19 protein-coding genes are annotated in these 14,887 nt (G+C 55.5%); 12 read left to right on the forward strand and 7 right to left on the reverse strand.

The genetic code is table 11. The annotated features are described in order from the left end of the window. The first annotated feature begins 48 nt into the window (after nucleotides 1-48). From flaF to EK369_RS07675, 3 genes are read left to right on the forward strand one after another with little or no spacing between them, the layout of a single operon-like run. Nucleotides 49-426: a flagellar biosynthesis regulator FlaF gene (gene flaF, locus EK369_RS07665; protein ID WP_127113130.1), complete on the forward strand. Its 378-nt coding sequence runs from the start codon at nucleotides 49-51 to the stop codon at nucleotides 424-426. Next, entirely contained in the window at nucleotides 423-827 is a 405-nt protein-coding gene (gene flbT, locus EK369_RS07670) for a flagellar biosynthesis repressor FlbT (RefSeq protein WP_127113132.1), read from the forward strand. The genes flaF and flbT overlap by 4 nt, the downstream gene beginning before the upstream one ends. After that, complete coding sequence (locus EK369_RS07675; RefSeq protein ID WP_127113134.1) at nucleotides 824-1,612, forward strand: DUF1217 domain-containing protein; 789 nt, start codon at nucleotides 824-826, stop codon at nucleotides 1,610-1,612. Before flbT ends, EK369_RS07675 begins: the two co-directional genes overlap by 4 nt. 27 nt (nucleotides 1,613-1,639) lie before the next feature. Here EK369_RS07675 and EK369_RS07680 read toward each other — a convergent pair whose 3' ends face one another. After that, a complete protein-coding gene (locus EK369_RS07680) occupies nucleotides 1,640-2,971 on the reverse strand; it encodes a FliI/YscN family ATPase (RefSeq protein WP_127113136.1) in 1,332 nt (443 codons plus the stop codon). Nucleotides 2,972-3,055: 84 nt separating this feature from the next. Between EK369_RS07680 and EK369_RS07685 the strand changes: the two genes are divergently transcribed. Genes EK369_RS07685 through EK369_RS07725 form a run of 9 tightly spaced genes read left to right on the forward strand, consistent with a single transcriptional unit; the run spans nucleotide 3,056 to nucleotide 7,574 of the window. Then, a complete protein-coding gene (locus EK369_RS07685) occupies nucleotides 3,056-3,448 on the forward strand; it encodes a FlgB family protein (RefSeq protein WP_127113138.1) in 393 nt (130 codons plus the stop codon). A gap of 11 nt (nucleotides 3,449-3,459) precedes the next feature. After that, nucleotides 3,460-3,846 (forward strand): flagellar basal body rod protein FlgC, encoded by a 387-nt coding sequence (flgC, locus tag EK369_RS07690; protein ID WP_127113140.1) that lies wholly within the window; start codon nucleotides 3,460-3,462, stop codon nucleotides 3,844-3,846. An 11-nt stretch (nucleotides 3,847-3,857) separates the two neighbouring features. Then, a complete protein-coding gene (gene fliE, locus EK369_RS07695) occupies nucleotides 3,858-4,148 on the forward strand; it encodes a flagellar hook-basal body complex protein FliE (protein ID WP_127113141.1) in 291 nt (96 codons plus the stop codon). Next, the gene (locus EK369_RS07700) at nucleotides 4,148-4,417 is read left to right on the forward strand and encodes a flagellar biosynthetic protein FliQ (RefSeq protein ID WP_127113143.1); all 270 of its coding nucleotides are present in this window, start codon (nucleotides 4,148-4,150) and stop codon (nucleotides 4,415-4,417) included. Before fliE ends, EK369_RS07700 begins: the two co-directional genes overlap by 1 nt. A 3-nt stretch (nucleotides 4,418-4,420) precedes the next feature. Next, nucleotides 4,421-5,134 (forward strand): flagellar hook-basal body complex protein, encoded by a 714-nt coding sequence (locus tag EK369_RS07705; RefSeq protein WP_127113145.1) that lies wholly within the window; start codon nucleotides 4,421-4,423, stop codon nucleotides 5,132-5,134. A 15-nt stretch (nucleotides 5,135-5,149) separates the two neighbouring features. Next, the gene (gene flgG / locus EK369_RS07710) at nucleotides 5,150-5,935 is read left to right on the forward strand and encodes a flagellar basal-body rod protein FlgG (protein WP_127113147.1); all 786 of its coding nucleotides are present in this window, start codon (nucleotides 5,150-5,152) and stop codon (nucleotides 5,933-5,935) included. Continuing rightward, nucleotides 5,935-6,351 carry a flagellar basal body P-ring formation chaperone FlgA gene (gene flgA, locus EK369_RS07715; protein WP_127113149.1) on the forward strand — a complete coding sequence of 139 codons (417 nt, stop codon included), beginning with the start codon at nucleotides 5,935-5,937 and terminating at the stop codon, nucleotides 6,349-6,351. Before flgG ends, flgA begins: the two co-directional genes overlap by 1 nt. Nucleotides 6,352-6,362: 11 nt before the next feature. Then, nucleotides 6,363-7,088, forward strand: coding sequence for a flagellar basal body L-ring protein FlgH (gene flgH / locus EK369_RS07720; RefSeq protein WP_127113151.1), 726 nt, complete (start codon nucleotides 6,363-6,365; stop codon nucleotides 7,086-7,088). Between the two features lie 36 nt (nucleotides 7,089-7,124). Beyond that, a complete protein-coding gene (locus EK369_RS07725) occupies nucleotides 7,125-7,574 on the forward strand; it encodes a flagellar basal body-associated FliL family protein (protein ID WP_235871360.1) in 450 nt (149 codons plus the stop codon). On the opposite strand, the gene EK369_RS07730 is transcribed toward EK369_RS07725, so the two are convergent. The 6 genes from EK369_RS07730 to EK369_RS07755 all read right to left on the reverse strand — a co-directional run bounded on the left by EK369_RS07730 (nucleotide 7,571) and on the right by EK369_RS07755 (nucleotide 14,834). Continuing rightward, a complete protein-coding gene (locus EK369_RS07730) occupies nucleotides 7,571-7,993 on the reverse strand; it encodes a hypothetical protein (RefSeq protein WP_127113155.1) in 423 nt (140 codons plus the stop codon). The two genes, EK369_RS07725 and EK369_RS07730, sit on opposite strands and share 4 nt — an antisense overlap. Continuing rightward, nucleotides 7,994-9,076, reverse strand: a complete 1,083-nt coding sequence (locus tag EK369_RS07735) for an EscU/YscU/HrcU family type III secretion system export apparatus switch protein (protein WP_127113157.1) — start codon at nucleotides 9,074-9,076, stop codon at nucleotides 7,994-7,996. It abuts the gene before it with no gap. Continuing rightward, entirely contained in the window at nucleotides 9,076-9,852 is a 777-nt protein-coding gene (locus tag EK369_RS07740) for a flagellar biosynthetic protein FliR (protein ID WP_127113159.1), read from the reverse strand. Before EK369_RS07740 ends, EK369_RS07735 begins: the two co-directional genes overlap by 1 nt. After that, complete coding sequence (flhA, locus tag EK369_RS07745) at nucleotides 9,849-11,873, reverse strand: flagellar biosynthesis protein FlhA (protein ID WP_127113304.1); 2,025 nt, start codon at nucleotides 11,871-11,873, stop codon at nucleotides 9,849-9,851. Before flhA ends, EK369_RS07740 begins: the two co-directional genes overlap by 4 nt. 56 nt (nucleotides 11,874-11,929) lie before the next feature. Further along, the gene (locus EK369_RS07750) at nucleotides 11,930-12,697 is read right to left on the reverse strand and encodes a lytic transglycosylase domain-containing protein (RefSeq protein WP_127113161.1); all 768 of its coding nucleotides are present in this window, start codon (nucleotides 12,695-12,697) and stop codon (nucleotides 11,930-11,932) included. A 67-nt stretch (nucleotides 12,698-12,764) separates the two neighbouring features. Further along, the gene (locus EK369_RS07755) at nucleotides 12,765-14,834 is read right to left on the reverse strand and encodes a hypothetical protein (RefSeq protein WP_127113163.1); all 2,070 of its coding nucleotides are present in this window, start codon (nucleotides 14,832-14,834) and stop codon (nucleotides 12,765-12,767) included. Nucleotides 14,835-14,887 lie beyond the last annotated feature (53 nt).

Genomic DNA, 14,887 nt, shown 5'->3' on the forward strand with positions numbered 1-14,887 from the left:
CGGTGTCCGCGCCTCGTATCCACGATTCCCTTCTCTAAAGGATAGCACATGGTTTCCCACGACCTGGCCCGACGCGCATATGGCGTGAATGCCGCTCCGACCCGTTCCCCCAGAACCCTAGAGTACGACGCCATCGCACAAGTTACGCGACAGCTGAAAACAGCCGCCGATCTGGGCGACAAGGGATTTTCCGAATTGGCCAAGGCCATTCACGAAAACCGCCGCCTTTGGGCTTTGTTTGCAAGTTCGGTGGCCGATGACGACAACGCCCTGCCCGCCGAATTGAGAGCGCAGCTGTTTTACCTGGCAGAATTCACAAATGTTCAGAGCTCAAAGGTTCTTGCCGGTCAGGCCGGGGTACAGCCATTGCTTGAGGTGAATACCGCAATTCTGAGGGGTTTAAGAGCAGAGAGGCAGGCGGCATGAGTGGTCTTGTTCTAAAACTGAGCCCCAAGGAAAGAGTGCTGGTTAATGGCGCGGTGATCGAAAATGGCGACCGGCGCAGCCGATTGTCCATTGTGACACCCAATGCGAACATCTTGCGTTTGCGAGACGCCATCCATCCGGAACAGGCCAATACACCGGTTCGGCGGGTCTGCTACGCCTTGCAGCTCATCCTAACCGGAGACTCGGTGCCGGAAGAAGCCAGTCTTCCCATTCTGCGGCGCATTGAAGAGCTCAGCCGGATACTCACGGACACGGACAGTCGCCGGCACCTGACCTTGGCAACCGAAGCCATCCTGGCCGGGCGGCATTACCAGGGATTGAAAGCTTTGCGCACCTTGTTGCCGCGAGAAGACCGCCTGCTTGCGGCTTGTCCGCAATGAGCTTTCAACCCGTACTTCCGACCGGGGGTCTTGTTGGGTGGGCCTTTCTGCAGCGCACTCTCGAAGATCAGACGACGGCGTTCAACCAAGCCGCAACAATGCAGCGTGACACGGCGTACTTTGAGGAGAATATCGGCAAAATCGACACTGCAGAGGAGCTCGTGTCCGATCGTCGATTGCTGCGCGTTGCGCTCGGTGCCTTTGGTTTATCGGATGACATCGACAACACATTTTTCATTCGAAAGATCCTGGAAGACGGCACGTTGTCCGATGACGCATTGTCAAATCGCCTGACCGATACACGTTACAAAGATTTGGCATCCGCCTTTGGATTTGGGGATTTTGCGACGCCAAGCACAAAGATTTCAAACTTTGGGTCTGACATCACCGAATCCTATCGGCAGCGTCAGTTCGAAGTTGCTGTTGGTGCGCAAGATGAAAGCATGAGGCTTGCCATGAACGCAGACCGCGAGTTGGCGGAGTTTGGGTCATCAAGCGAGAGTGAAGACACAAAGTGGTTCCGTGTGTTGGGATCTCCACCGCTGCGCCAGGTTTTTGAAACCGCACTGGGTATGCCATCTTCATTTTCGCAGCTGGATATCGATCGACAGCTGAATCTTTTGAAGGAGCGGTCAGAAAGCCAATTTGGGGACAGCTCGGTGGCGCAGTTTGAAACCACTTCCATGCGTGAAACCTTGGTTGAGCGTTACTTGTTGATGAGTCAGATCAAGGACTCGCCCTCTTCGTCACCGGCGGAGATCGCGCTGACATTGCTGCAATCCTAGGGCATTTGTGGTGGGTGCCCATCAGCGCTATTTCAAAGCGCCTGAACGACGAAGCGCCAGTTCGAGCCGCGTAAAGCTCTCTGAAATGGGCCTGTTTTCTGTATCACCCCACAGCCCTTCAAGCTCAGGTCTGGCGCGAATGGCCGCATCAATCTTTTCGTCCGTACCTTCCTTGTAGAGTCCGGTTTTTACCATCATTTCAGCCTCGTCGTATTCAGACAGTAAGCGCCGCGCCGCGCCGATCATCTTGTTCTCGTGGTCATCCGCAGCATGAGGCAGAGACCGGGATACAGAGCGCAACAGGTTCACCGCCGGAAACCTGCCGCGCTCGGCGATGCGCCGATCCAAAACAACGTGCCCGTCAAGCACCCCGCGAAGAATGTCGGCGATGGGTTCTTCCATGTCTGAACCGGCAACCAGGACGCTGAAAAGCGCGGTAATGTCACCTTGTCCATCACACCCCGGCCCCGCGCGTTCGCACAGTGACATGATCATATGTGACGTTGAGGGTGGATAGCCCCTGAGCGCCGGCATTTCCCCGCTGGCGACAGCCACTTCGCGATGTGCTTCGGCAAAGCGCGTGATCGAATCTGCAAGCAACAATACTTGCTTGCCTTGATCGCGAAAATATTCGGCAACGGCCATGGCGGTCCAGGCACAGCGGCGGCGCAGAATGGGTGACTGATCCGACGTCGCGGCCACAACAACAGAGCGCGCCATGCCTTCTGGCCCGAGGATATTCTCGACAAAATCCCGAAGCTCGCGGCCCCGCTCGCCGATCATTGCCAGAACAACAACCTCAGCCGTGACCCCTCGCGCCAACTGACCCAGCAGGGTCGATTTTCCCACACCGGAGCCAGCGAACAACCCGAGGCGCTGACCACGAACCAACGGGAGCATCGTGTTAAAGACGTTCAGGCCCGTCTCTAATCGGTCACCAAGAGCCCGCCTGCGCGCTGGCGGCGGAGGTGAGGCCCGCCTTGATCTAATTTCGGACCCACGCAGGATCGGATCCCCATCCAGAGGCTGGCCGTCGGGGTCAACAACCCGGCCAATCCAAGCCTCTGATGGCGCAATCCCGGACACTTTTATCAGCCCTGCGCGATCGCCGAGCCTGACACCGTTCGGGGGTTCTTCTGGAAGAACGCTGAGCGCATCGTCATGTAACTGGACAATCTCGCCTTTGATACCTTTGCCATCGTGTGAAAACAGCCGGACCTGATCCCCGACGCGCGCTGATCGAGTCAGCCCACCTATGCGCAACAGATTGCCCTCAACCGCGCGTACTCTACCGATCTCGGCTGCAACTTGAATGGCCTCAATCTCTGCCACGAGCCCTGTTGTTCCGGTGCCTTGCATGGGTTCTCCAATCTTCCTCTGAAAACAATTTCTAAAGGAATCAGGGTTAAGCCTTGATTTATGCGTTTCGAGGGAGAAGCCCCGATGTTTCAGGATCTGGATGTTTTTAAAGTGAGCCATGCTATGGCGACTCACGCGGCAAACCGTCAGGCTATTGTCGCGCGCAACATCGCCAACGCTGACACCCCGGGATATGCCGCACGGGATCTACCGAGCTTTCAGGAACAATTCTCAAAGGCGCGCGCAACTTCGGACACGTCGATGCGCGCAACGCGACAGGGTCATCTGGCAACCTCTGCCGGTGAACAGGTTGAACTGCGTACAAATGGCGCGGCCCTTGGGGCACCCAATGGCAACTCGGTGTCGCTTGAGGAAGAGATGCTCAAGGCCGTCGACATCAAACGCCAGCATGACCGCGCCCTCACCATTTACAAATCCGCTCTGGGCGTGTTGCGCACCAGTCTGGGCCGTAGATAGGAGGGCGAGAGATGACCGATTTTTCATCCGCATTGGGCCTGAGCGCCAGCGGCCTGCGCGCACAGGCTCAACGATTGCAGCACGTGTCGGAAAACATCGCAAATGCCGATACACCGGGCTACAGACGCAAGTCTGTCCCCTTTGAAACCGCGCTGGGTGACGCCGCAGGCCACGTCAGAACCGGGCGTGTTACATTGGATCAAAGCGATCTGAAACGCGTGTTTGATCCCTCTCACCCACTCGCGGACATGACCGGACATTTCGACGGTTCGAACGTCGATCTCATGGTGGAAATCGCCGACGCCCGCGAAGCCCAACGAAGTTACGAAGCAAATCTCAAAATGTTCGATCAGACCCGGCAGATGTCGTCGGCTCTGATGGAACTGTTGCGGAAATAGGAGTATTCAGAATGGATATCCGTGCAAGCCTCGCCGCGCAATCTTATGCTGCGGCCAAACCAGCCACAAAGGCCAGCGAGAATTCGGCACAGACCGGCCCCGGATTTGCCAATCTGGCTCAGGATTTTGCCGAGGCTCTGCGCGACTCTGAAAAGGTTGCAATGCAGTCGATGACCGGGGGTGCCGACCCGCATTCTCTGGTCCAGGCGTTGGCGCAAACCGAGCTGGCGGTCGAAACGGCCGTGACGGTTCGTGACAAGGTCGTTGAAGCCTATCAAGAAATTTTGAGAATGCCGGTCTGATGTTGGGAGAAGCCGTTTTCTTCGACACGCTGCGCCAAGGTTTGTGGGTCGCTGTGATCGTTTCCGTCCCCATTCTTGCCGTGGCATTGATTGCAGGTGTGACCGTCGGTCTGTTTCAGGCGCTGACATCCATCCAGGAAATGACCCTGACGTTTGTGCCCAAGCTCTTGGCCATTGTTGTGGTGTTTTGGATGTCCATGGGGTTCATGTCGCAAACGCTCGTGTCCTTTTTCCAAGGCACTCTTATCCCACTCATTGTTGGGGGCTGAGCAATGGAAAACACTGGCTACACAACATTGACACGTCAATCCGGACTGACCCGGGAAATGTCCGTTTTGGCAAACAACATCGCCAACGCTTCAACGACGGGATACCGGCAAGAAGGCTTGGTATTTTCCGAATTCGTGCATCGCGTGGCAGAGGGGCCGTCCCTGTCGATGGCACTGGGGGATGCTCAGACAACATCGTTTCAACAGGGAACGCTGACGCAAACCGGTGGGCCCTTTGATTTGGCGATTGAGGGAAACGGATTCTTTCTGATTGAGACGCCAGACGGCAACATGCTGAGCCGCGCCGGCAGCTTTTCTCCAAACGCGCAGGGCGATCTTGTAACGATGTCTGGGTTTCGGGTTTTGGATGCCGGTGGTGCCCCTGTTTTCATTCCCCCCGACGCAAAGGACCTGATGATCGCCCCGGACGGCACGATGAGCCACGAAGGCCGCGCAATTGGCCAGATTGGACTGTTCCAACCCGTCGAGGGTGACAGGCTGACGCGCCGCGATGGCGTGATGTTTCAATCCGAAATCGAGCCTGAACCCGTTGTCGAAGCACAAATTCTTCAGGGCTTTCTGGAGGCATCCAATGTCGACCCCATCTCTCAGATGGCCAGGATGATCGAAGTCCAGCGCGCCTATGAAATGGGGCAAAAATTCCTCGACACTGAAAATGAGCGCGTGCGCAGCGTTCTGCAAACCCTGATCCGATAAACGAAGGAGATCACCATGCGGGCCCTTAAAATCGCCGCTACCGGAATGAGCGCCCAACAAATGCGCGTGGAAACCATTTCCAATAACCTCGCCAATATGTCGACGACGGGCTACAACGCCCGGCGGGCAGAATTCAGCGATCTGCACTACCAGCAAATGTCACGCCCGGGGACGGTGAATGCCGCGGACGGGACCATATTGCCCACAGGCGTGCAGCTGGGATTGGGTGTGCGACCGTCAGCCGTGACCGTTCACCTGGCTCAGGGGTCTTTGTCGGCCACTGGCGGGGATCTGGACGTCGCCATCGAAGGGCGTGGATTTCTCGAGGTCACAATGCCCTCGGGGCTGTCCGCATACACCCGCGATGGGTCATTAAAACGGGACGCGGATGGGTTGATCGTGACCTCAGATGGTTTTCCCGTGCAGCCGGAAATCACCATTCCAACAGACGCACGCAGCATCTCGATCAATGCGGATGGCGAAATCTATGCTTATTTTGCTGATGTTCCCGAACCTGAACTTCTGGGCCAACTGACCCTGGCAACCTTTGCAAATGCCAAAGGATTGGAGGCGACCGGAGCCAACCTATTCCTTGAGACAGAGGCCTCTGGCCCCCCGAATGTGACAGATCCCGGCAGTGACGGTACGGGCATTTTGCGGCAGGGCTATCTGGAGGACAGTTCAGTCGATGCCGTGCGGGAAGTAACCGAATTGATCGAAGCTCAGCGGGGCTATGAGCTGAATGCCAAGGTGATCACCGCAGCAGATCAAATGCTCTCGGCGACCACGCAGATCCGCTGATGGCACGTCTCCTTTTACTTCTGCTCTTTCTGCCAACCTGCGGGTTGCCTGACAGCGTCGTTGCGACCCGAACCATTCGCGCACAAAGCATTGTGACCGAGGATGCGATTTCCTTTGTGCTCGCCAATCACAAAGGTGCCGTTGCCAATCCATCTGATGTTCTCGGTCTTGAGGCTCGGGTCACGATCTACCCGGGTCGCCCGATCCGACCTGACGATGTCGGCCCACCTGCATTGATTGAGCGAAATGACATCGTGACCCTGATCTACGCCAACAACGGCGTGTCAATTTTGACCGAGGGTCGAAGCCTGTCGCGCGCCGCTGTCGGCGAGCGCGCGCGCGTTATCAACCTGGCTTCTCGAAAATCTGTTTCAGGTATCGTCCGGCCGGACGGTGCCGTCCTGGTCTCGAATTAAGGGGGGTCTTTATGAGACTTTACCATTGTCTGTCGATTATCGTTGTTCTTTCAGCCTGTGATCGTACCGATCACCTGGGCAAGCCCCCAAGCTTCACCCCAACGATGAACAGCACCGAACACTATGCGATGATGAATCCGCCCTTACCACAAGTGGCGCATCGACCAACCGCAACGGAAAACTCGTCCTTGTGGAGCCGAAACCGCGAATCCCTTCTGGGGGATCGACGCGCCCTCCAGAGGGGGGATATCATGACCATCGTCATTGAAATCGACGAAGAAGCAGAGATTTCCAACGCAACCTCTCGTGGTCGCAGCGGGTCCGAGAAAATGGGTGCCTCACAACTCTTTGGTCTGCCGCAACGATTGAACGAACGACTTCCGGATGGTGCCACCTCAGATCAAATGGTCGCCGTTGACAGCAGTAGCCAAAGCCGTGGCGATGGCTCTGTCAGCCGCAGCGAAAAACTGACGCTCAGGGTTGCAGCAACCGTTGTAGACGTGCTGCCAAATGGCATCCTGTCGATAGAGGGATCTCAGGAATTGCGCGTGAACTTCGAAATGCGCGAACTTCTGGTTTCCGGATTTGTGCGCCCAGAAGACATCTCACGCCAGAATGAAATCACATATGACAAAATCGCCTCTGCGCGGGTCTCATATGGTGGCCGTGGCCAGATAACTGATGTCCAGCAACCGCGTTACGGGCAGCAAATCCTGGACATGGTCTTGCCGTTCTAAGGATCGCAGAAAATGCGAAAACTCTTACCAATATTGATGCTTCTGATCGGCCTTGGCGCCGGGGCGGGCGCGGGGATTTTCCTGCGACCTGCCCCCTTCCCTTCTGAAGACTCAATGCCACAAAAGACCGATCCTTCGGCCAAGAAAGCTGGCGAGACTTCCGGGCATGAGTTCGTCAAACTCAACAACCAATTTGTGGTGCCGATCATCAAGAACGACAAAGTTGCGTCAATGGTTCTCGTATCCCTCAGCCTCGAGGTATTGGCGGGTTACAAAGAGGCCGTCTTTTCAAAAGAGCCGAAACTACGCGACGCTTTGTTACAAGCCATGTTCGATCACGCAAACATCGGCGGTTTCGATGGCGCGTTCACTCAATCCGGCAATCTGGATTTGTTGAAGAAATCTTTGTTTGAAACGGCGAGGCTGTCGCTCGGGGACAAACTGATCGAAGTCCTGATAATTGACATTGCACGACAAGAAATCTAGCGACTTCTGGATTTCAGAATGTGAAGCGTTTCTAACGTCCGTAACTCCAAAACGCCCCTGCGCCGACGTGCGTTTTCTTGTTGTTTCTGGGAAACCGTGTCTATGGCTGCGGACTTGCCACCCTTTTCGCGGAAAACGCTTTCAGATTCGGACTTTTTGGCAAGCACTTTGGCAAGCTGGGTGTTCAGCCTTTCACGTGACAAAGAAACCCAACGGTACCAAGCAATATCCCCACCAAAGGATTTTAGTCCGACGTCCGAGTGAAGCTGTCTGCGAGACTCTCTTTCTTGCGAATCGAGATCGCGAAGCATCGTACGCAAGCGGTTCTCTTCCGCAATGATTTGGCGAAACCGCATTTGCGCTGACAGGAAATCTGCTTCCATCGCTTTTGAAAGACGAACTAATTCCCGGCGTTGCATCTACTTACGCGCTTTCTTGCGAAGCGAATCTGCAAAGCGGATGGCCGCGGCGACTGCCTTGTATTGCTCTGGTGCGATCTCTTCACCAATCTCAACAGTAGCAAAAAGCGCCCGGGCAGTCGGGGGGTCGCTGTGAATTGGAACCGAAGACTTGTCTGCAAGCTCTCGGATTTGCATGGCCACGTGATCTACACCTTTTGCAACGCAAACAGGCGCTGTTCCCTGGTCGCGGCTCCATTTCAGGGCGACCGCGAAATGGGTTGGGTTGACGATTACCACGTCGGCACTTGGAACTGCTCCCATCATTTGAGACATCGCAATTTGCTGCGCCTTTTGTCGGCGTTGTTGTTTCATCTGGGGATCACCTTCGGAGTCCTTGGTTTCGTCCACCAACTCTTTGTGGGTCATCATTTGTTGCCTGCGAAACTCAAACCACTGCCACATGTAGTCGACCGCCGCGATTACAGACGCGATCAAAACCACAATCCCCAAGAACTGCAGCGCCAAAATGCCAAGCACTCCTGCGACCTGCATGGGCCCTGTACCGACCGAAGCCAAAATATTCTCAAGTCTTGCGTTCAGAAAGAGCGCCAGGCACACCGAGTAAATCAAAAGCTTGAAAAAGCTCTTTGCGAACTCAAACAACCCAGATCGCCCGAATTTGTTTTTTGCGTTGGACACGGGACTGAGGCGCGAGGCTTTCATCTCGAGTTTACTGGGCGCAAAAACAAAGGCGCGTTGGGCAAACAGGGACAGAAGCACCGCCGCGGCTGGTGCCAGAAACCAAACTGCCGAGGCCATGACGACGGACAGGATGGTTCCGCCCATCAAGTTTGAGGGGTGCCCTGAAAACAGCTCGTCAGAAAGCGCTGGTGCCTGGTCCAACAGAACCACAAGCGGCTCGCCCAACCTGATCACTGGCGCTCCGGCTGAAAAACTCAGGATCAATAAAAGGCCCGCATAGGATGCGGCCACCGATACGTCGGCAGACTTGGCGATCTGGCCTTTTTTACGCGCCTGTTCGAGTTTTCTGGGTGTTGGCTCGTGGGACTTTTCAGTGTCCTGGCCCTGCTCTTGTGCCATCACCGTCCCTCCGAAAAGGGATAGTCCAAATGCATATGGAGCGCCTCGAGCCACAAAGACAAAATGATGGGAAACGACAACAACAATAAAACCAATCCGGCCGCGGTGATCACAGGCGCGCCGACAAAGGCAACCATCAGCTGCGGCATCGCACGGTTTATGACCCCAAGGGTGAGATTGTAGAGAACCGAGGCAATCACAAACGGTGCAGCCAGCTGAAAGGCCAGAGCGAAAGCTTGGGAAACCTGTACGGTGCCCCATTGTCCGATGATCGAAGCAGAGGGAAATTGCCCCGCAGGAAGGATGTCATATGACGACACGAGAAACACCGTCGCGCGCACGTGCAGGCCTGTTGTCACTGCCAGTGCCAAACCGGCGAGCACAAGAACCTGACCCAGGGCCGGCATCGGATCCGCGCTTGCGCCACCCAAAAGTTGCGAAAGAGACGTTGCTTGTGCCGCAATTGCGCCAGCCGTCTGTAGCGCCATCACCAAGATCCTGAGACCCAGCCCCAGCAGGACCCCATTTAGCAACTCGGCCGTCGCGCCCACTGCTACACTGGACAGATTGGAAAAATCTATGTTGGGCTGACCTGCTGCTGGAAAAACAACCAGAGACAATGCAACCGCGACTGCCAGCCGTACGCGCATTGGCACCGTCTGTTCTCCAAATGCGGGCAGAAACGACACCAGACCCGAGACCCGGAGAAACACTGCAAACCATTGCCACCAAAGCGAAACGCTAGAGTCCAAGAGCGTTTCAACAGCCTGGATCATGCCGCCACCACCCCAACAAGTGCCGGGCGCGCTTCTAAACCGATCTCTTCGAAGCTAAGGACCGGGTTGGTAATGCCTTTGGCATTCAGGACTGTCCTGAGAAATCTTCTGCGCCGCGTCGACGTTACCAGGGCGGGAAAGACGCCCTGATCTCCTGCTTCTCGCATCCGGTCCGCTATGGACCCGGCCAGCTGACCAAAGACGTCCGGAGGCAAGGCAACATCAAGTCCGCCCTTGTCAGCGTCCAACTGATAGGTAGAAAACGTTTCTTCCCATTCCGGAGCGAGCTGGACCAACGGAATAGTCCCGTCGTCTCGACGCATTCCAGACACCAACTGAAACCCTAGGCGCTGCCTGACGTGCTCGCAAATGCCTTCTGCGGACAACTGGCTTTGGCGGCCTTCCACAATTGCCTCGAGTATCAGGGGAAGATTTCGGATAGAGACCTGCTCTTCCAGAAGGAGCCTAAGAACGCGATGCAATAACTCTGTAGGCACTTTGTCCGGGATAAGCTCGTCGAGCATTCGCCGGTTGGCCTCGGATTTGTTTGCATCGCTGAGATTGGTCATTTCGTCCATCAGCCGCCGCAAAGCTTTTAGGTTCAACAAGCGCCCAAGATTGCGTTTGATCGTTTCCAACAGATGCGTTGCCAGCACTTCGGTTGCCGTCACGGTTGTGACCCCGGACAGAGCTGCCTGATCCTGATGCTCTTTCGCGATCCAGCGCGCCGGGGCGCCATAGACGGGCTCATTCACATCTTTGCCCGGAGGCAAGTCAGGCGTGTTGCCCGATGGAACAAGGGCCAAAACCTGATTTGCTCTCAGCTGCGCTCGTTCGGTTTCAACACCTTGCACTTTTACAATGTATGTTTCTGGCTGCAGGGCCGGATTGTCTGTCAGCCTGATCTCTGGCAACACCACGCCAAAAGTTGTGGCAATGTGCGTGCGCATGTTGGCAATGCGCGCTTCCAGCCCTGCGCCCGGATCAAGAACCATATTGACCAGATCGGTTGAAAACTCGACGTGAATTTCATCCAGATCCAGAACGTCTCCGATGCGGGATTCCGGCAGAGACATGTCTTCTGCATGTTCCTGCAGCGTGTCGTCCGCCAAGGGTGTACGCCCCGCCATGAACGCCACCCCACCCAAAGCAGCACCCCCTAGCAAAAAGGGCCAGAATGGCAAACCGGGCACCAGCGCAAAAAGCCCCATCAAGACCGCGACGGTCGCAAGCGCACCAGGGTGCCCCCCCAATTGAGAAGCCAGGGCCAGATCGGTTGACCCCTGCGCGCCACCGCGTGCCAGTAACAACGCAGAAGCGATCGAGATAATGACGGCCGGAATTTGCGTGACCAACCCATCCCCAACCGTCAAAATTGCATAAGTTTCAAACGCTTGGCCCGCGGGCATTCCGTGAACGACGATGCCCATGATCAACCCCATGACCAAGTTCATCATGGTAATCAAGAGGCCTGCTACGGCGTCCCCCTTCACGAACTTTGACGCCCCGTCCAATGAGCCGAAAAAGGTTGTTTCAAGCTGCTCGGTTTCCCGTCTTGCTTTGGCTTCGGCGTGATCGATTGCACCCGCAGACATATCGCTGTCAATCGCCAGTTGTTTGCCTGGCATGCCATCCAGTGCAAACCTGGCGCTGACCTCGGCCATGCGCGCCGCACCTTTGGTGATCACCATGAAGTTCACGATCAGAAGCACGCCAAAAACCACCAGCCCCAAAAATACGCTGCCTCCCATGACGAAGCTGGCAAATCCTTCGATGACATTGCCCGCCGCGTGAGTACCCGTGTGCCCTTGGCCAATGATCAGTTTGGTAGATGAAACATTAAGCGACAGCCGGAGCATCAGGGACGCCAGAAGGACTGTTGGAAAGGCTGAAAAGTCCAGCGGGCGCTCGATGAACAGAATCACTGTGAAAATCAGAATTGCCAGGGCAAACGATCCCGCAAGACCCACATCTAAAACCCAGGATGGCATGGGCAAGATCATCATCACGATGATCGCCATGAGAGCCAGAGCCAGCAGGATTGTTGGCGAAAACAATGAGCGTATGCCAGCCAAGTTCACGACCTGTCTCCGACTGTGAACCAGAGGCCCCCCGCAGATCGTTCTTTGACAGGAACCAGCGAACCAAGTGTCGATGTTTTAGTGGCGCGCTGCGTTAACAGCGGGAAACTGTTTTGCTTTGCGCGGGACGGTCCATGCTGTTGGGTGGGAGTGGACAGGCTTGATGGCGACTTGCCATCCAGCGAGGCATAGATGCGTTCATACCGGGCCTGGTACTTCTCGGCAAACTCGGGTGTTCGCGAATGAAAGGCGGCAACTGCCTCTGACCAATTTCCGAACTCGGAATAGAGTGTTTGAAGGAACGAAGCAGCGTAATCAGCGTTTGCCTGTGGGTCGAGCATTGACTCAAGAGAGGTAAACTTTTGCCCGTGCCACTTGTAGTTGATTTGGAAGCATCCCAGGTCAAAGCTACGTTTGCCAAGCTTGTACTGTTGATAGGCAAATGCTTGCGATTCGTCGCGTGTTGCAAACCAGCGTCCCTGACCTTCAACATTCACCGTCCATGGCCAAGGCTGCAGTTTTCCTGCCCTGTTGCGACCGGTCTCCGTTCTCGTGAGCGCCCAAAGAACATCAGCAGGAATGCCCCAACGCATCGAGGCAGTTTGCGCTGCCAAATCACATTCATTTTCTGGAGCAATCTCAGCATTTGACGAGGTACAGGCCAGAGCCAGAAGTGCCCAAAATGCCGAAAAGAGATAACCGCCGTTTCTGGTCGGAGTCTTCCGTCGGACACTTCGTGCGCCGCGTATCAAGTATCGGATCATGAACAAGCTTTCTGCTTTGCTTCTGTTCAAGTCCTACGCGGCATTCGTTGAGATTTGGTAATCTTGGTTAGTGCAGATCTTTGAAGTCACCCACTGGATGCTTGGCAAGGAGATCCCCTGCCAGATTTCGAAGCGCGACACTCTCCGCCAGAAGCGTTTGATGACGGGCAAGAACCTGTTCTTCCTTTGAGGTCTTATCAGTCGACTCCGGGGAGTTTGAAAGCCGCAAACGCGCTACTTTTCGGTAGGACTCGTCTGCAGACGCCGCCAGCGTCTGCCAATCCCCGGCCAGCCAAGCCATGCGTTCAGCATCCTGGTTCGATCCGGCATCAAGATAAGCACTCGCCGCCTCATTCACGTCTCCACTTAGGGCCAAAGCGCGCGCGCGCAGAGCTTGTACATCCGCACCCTTTAATCCCAGCAACTCAGCTTGTGCGCGTTTTGGCAGGCCATTTTCCAGAGCCAAACGCGCACGAAGAATTCTTGTTTCAGGGCTTATGATATCGGCTCCAGATGCCATGCTATTCTTGGCCAAGTCTACAAATCCAGCGTTCAAAAGCCTCTCGGCCATCGCGAATTGAAGATCCGGCGGCAAACTGGAGGAAAGATCGTGTAGAACGGTGGCTCGGACCACCTCAAAATCATCGTTGGCCTGAAGTAAAACACTAACCAGCTCATTTCGCACCATTGCTGCCTGTTCCGCACCATCGCGCGATTTGATTTCATTTACCTGAGCGAAACCAACGTCAAAATCACCCGAAAGAACGCGGGCCAAGGCGCTGGCACGGCGAAGATCCGGGCCATAGGCTGTTCGGCGATGTTCGACGGCGTAGGCAGTCACAAGAGAAACAAGATCTTCGGACGGCACCAAGGACTGATCAAAGTGCAAGTCGACCAATTCGGTTAGGGCTTGCGGAGACGCTGCGGATCCGTCGGTCAAAACCGACACCAGAACCTCTTTTGCAGAGGTGAATTCCTTCTGATCGATCTCGACTTTCGCACGCGCCAAAGAGGTGGCGGATTCCGGGTCTATTGTAATTCGATCAACGGCCGCCAGGGCCTGCTTGGCAGCGTTCGCACGATCCGCGTCAACCAATCTCTCTGCGAGGACAGGCCCCAGTTCACGTCTGAGATGATCCGGAAGACCACCCAACAGGCGAAGCGCAAGCCCGATCTCTGGCTCTGTCAGGGTGTCACGTGCTCCACTCAGGACACCCCAGAACGTATGCCAATCGGAACACCCACGCTGGGTTTCAAACAGGGCCTGCGCCGGAAGAGGGTTGCCTTCCATCAGATGAGAAAGTCTCTTCAATGCCTTCACTTCGTCATCTTCAGGAACCAAACGCAAGACATCTCGTGCTTCTGCGCCAAACGTCAGAAAGGTGTAGGTTCGTGCCAGTTCGATTGCTGATGGCGTGTCGATTTCATCGAACTCTCCCATTAAACTGCGCCGTAACCCGCTAACCCGCGCAAGGGCTGGCCCCGCGTTCGCCCAATCATCCAGCGACACAATCTGATTCGCGATACAGTGGCTTTGTGATCGCGCCTCAAGCCCCTGCAGGTCCTCCTTGAGCATTTCATCAAGGCCGCTTGCAGTATGTAGCTCTAGGTTCTTGGGCAGAGATTGCGGATCAGTTTCTGTCGTTTCGGCATCATGCGAACCGCCCACGCCATCAACATCTGGATATGAAGGCTCAGAAGTTGCGGTTGACTGCTTTTTTTGCGGGATCGCCTGTTCAAGCTGAGCCTCCAATTTTGCAGCCATAACGTCATTATCCGGTCGCCGTTCAAAATGAGGCTCAAACGCTGTGTAGGCTTTCTGCAGGTCTTCCCTAACGGCATCTTTCACCCGCAAGGTTGTAATCTCCGCCATTTCCGCAATGGCAGGATCCCTGGCGTCACCCGCCAGGTCTGGGTCTTGTTGAACTGGGTCCAGAATATCAACAACGACCGATCTTTCTGCAAACTTGAACGCGCGGGTTGTGCAGTCGCAGTTCAACTCCATGATCAGGCCAGTGGGTTCTATTCGAAGCGCACGCAATCTGGTGCGTGGGATTCGTTCAAAGACAGTGGAAATGTCGAATGTCAGGTCCTCACCCGTGATTCGAAGTTTGGGTGCATTTTCGGACGATGACATCTCCCACTCTGTTGTGGCTGCGGGTAGCGTTAAGACCAGGCGCGTAAACGTCG

This window comes from Shimia sediminis (assembly GCF_003990645.1).
In the GTDB taxonomy this organism is placed as follows: domain Bacteria; phylum Pseudomonadota; class Alphaproteobacteria; order Rhodobacterales; family Rhodobacteraceae; genus Shimia; species Shimia sediminis.

Bases quoted from the DNA above. Each gene is read 5' to 3' on its own strand.
- flaF (WP_127113130.1), top strand. From the start codon at position 49: ATGGTTTCCCACGACCTGGCCCGACGCGCATATGGCGTGAATGCCGCT.
- flbT (WP_127113132.1), top strand. From the start codon at position 423: ATGAGTGGTCTTGTTCTAAAACTGAGCCCCAAGGAAAGAGTGCTGGTT.
- EK369_RS07675 (WP_127113134.1), top strand. From the start codon at position 824: ATGAGCTTTCAACCCGTACTTCCGACCGGGGGTCTTGTTGGGTGGGCC.
- EK369_RS07680 (WP_127113136.1), bottom strand. From the start codon at position 2,971: ATGCAAGGCACCGGAACAACAGGGCTCGTGGCAGAGATTGAGGCCATT.
- EK369_RS07685 (WP_127113138.1), top strand. From the start codon at position 3,056: ATGTTTCAGGATCTGGATGTTTTTAAAGTGAGCCATGCTATGGCGACT.
- flgC (WP_127113140.1), top strand. From the start codon at position 3,460: ATGACCGATTTTTCATCCGCATTGGGCCTGAGCGCCAGCGGCCTGCGC.
- fliE (WP_127113141.1), top strand. From the start codon at position 3,858: ATGGATATCCGTGCAAGCCTCGCCGCGCAATCTTATGCTGCGGCCAAA.
- EK369_RS07700 (WP_127113143.1), top strand. From the start codon at position 4,148: ATGTTGGGAGAAGCCGTTTTCTTCGACACGCTGCGCCAAGGTTTGTGG.
- EK369_RS07705 (WP_127113145.1), top strand. From the start codon at position 4,421: ATGGAAAACACTGGCTACACAACATTGACACGTCAATCCGGACTGACC.
- flgG (WP_127113147.1), top strand. From the start codon at position 5,150: ATGCGGGCCCTTAAAATCGCCGCTACCGGAATGAGCGCCCAACAAATG.
- flgA (WP_127113149.1), top strand. From the start codon at position 5,935: ATGGCACGTCTCCTTTTACTTCTGCTCTTTCTGCCAACCTGCGGGTTG.
- flgH (WP_127113151.1), top strand. From the start codon at position 6,363: ATGAGACTTTACCATTGTCTGTCGATTATCGTTGTTCTTTCAGCCTGT.
- EK369_RS07725 (WP_235871360.1), top strand. From the start codon at position 7,125: ATGCTTCTGATCGGCCTTGGCGCCGGGGCGGGCGCGGGGATTTTCCTG.
- EK369_RS07730 (WP_127113155.1), bottom strand. From the start codon at position 7,993: ATGCAACGCCGGGAATTAGTTCGTCTTTCAAAAGCGATGGAAGCAGAT.
- EK369_RS07735 (WP_127113157.1), bottom strand. From the start codon at position 9,076: ATGGCACAAGAGCAGGGCCAGGACACTGAAAAGTCCCACGAGCCAACA.
- EK369_RS07740 (WP_127113159.1), bottom strand. From the start codon at position 9,852: ATGATCCAGGCTGTTGAAACGCTCTTGGACTCTAGCGTTTCGCTTTGG.
- flhA (WP_127113304.1), bottom strand. From the start codon at position 11,873: ATGGCGATCATCGTGATGATGATCTTGCCCATGCCATCCTGGGTTTTA.
- EK369_RS07750 (WP_127113161.1), bottom strand. From the start codon at position 12,697: ATGATCCGATACTTGATACGCGGCGCACGAAGTGTCCGACGGAAGACT.
- EK369_RS07755 (WP_127113163.1), bottom strand. From the start codon at position 14,834: ATGTCATCGTCCGAAAATGCACCCAAACTTCGAATCACGGGTGAGGAC.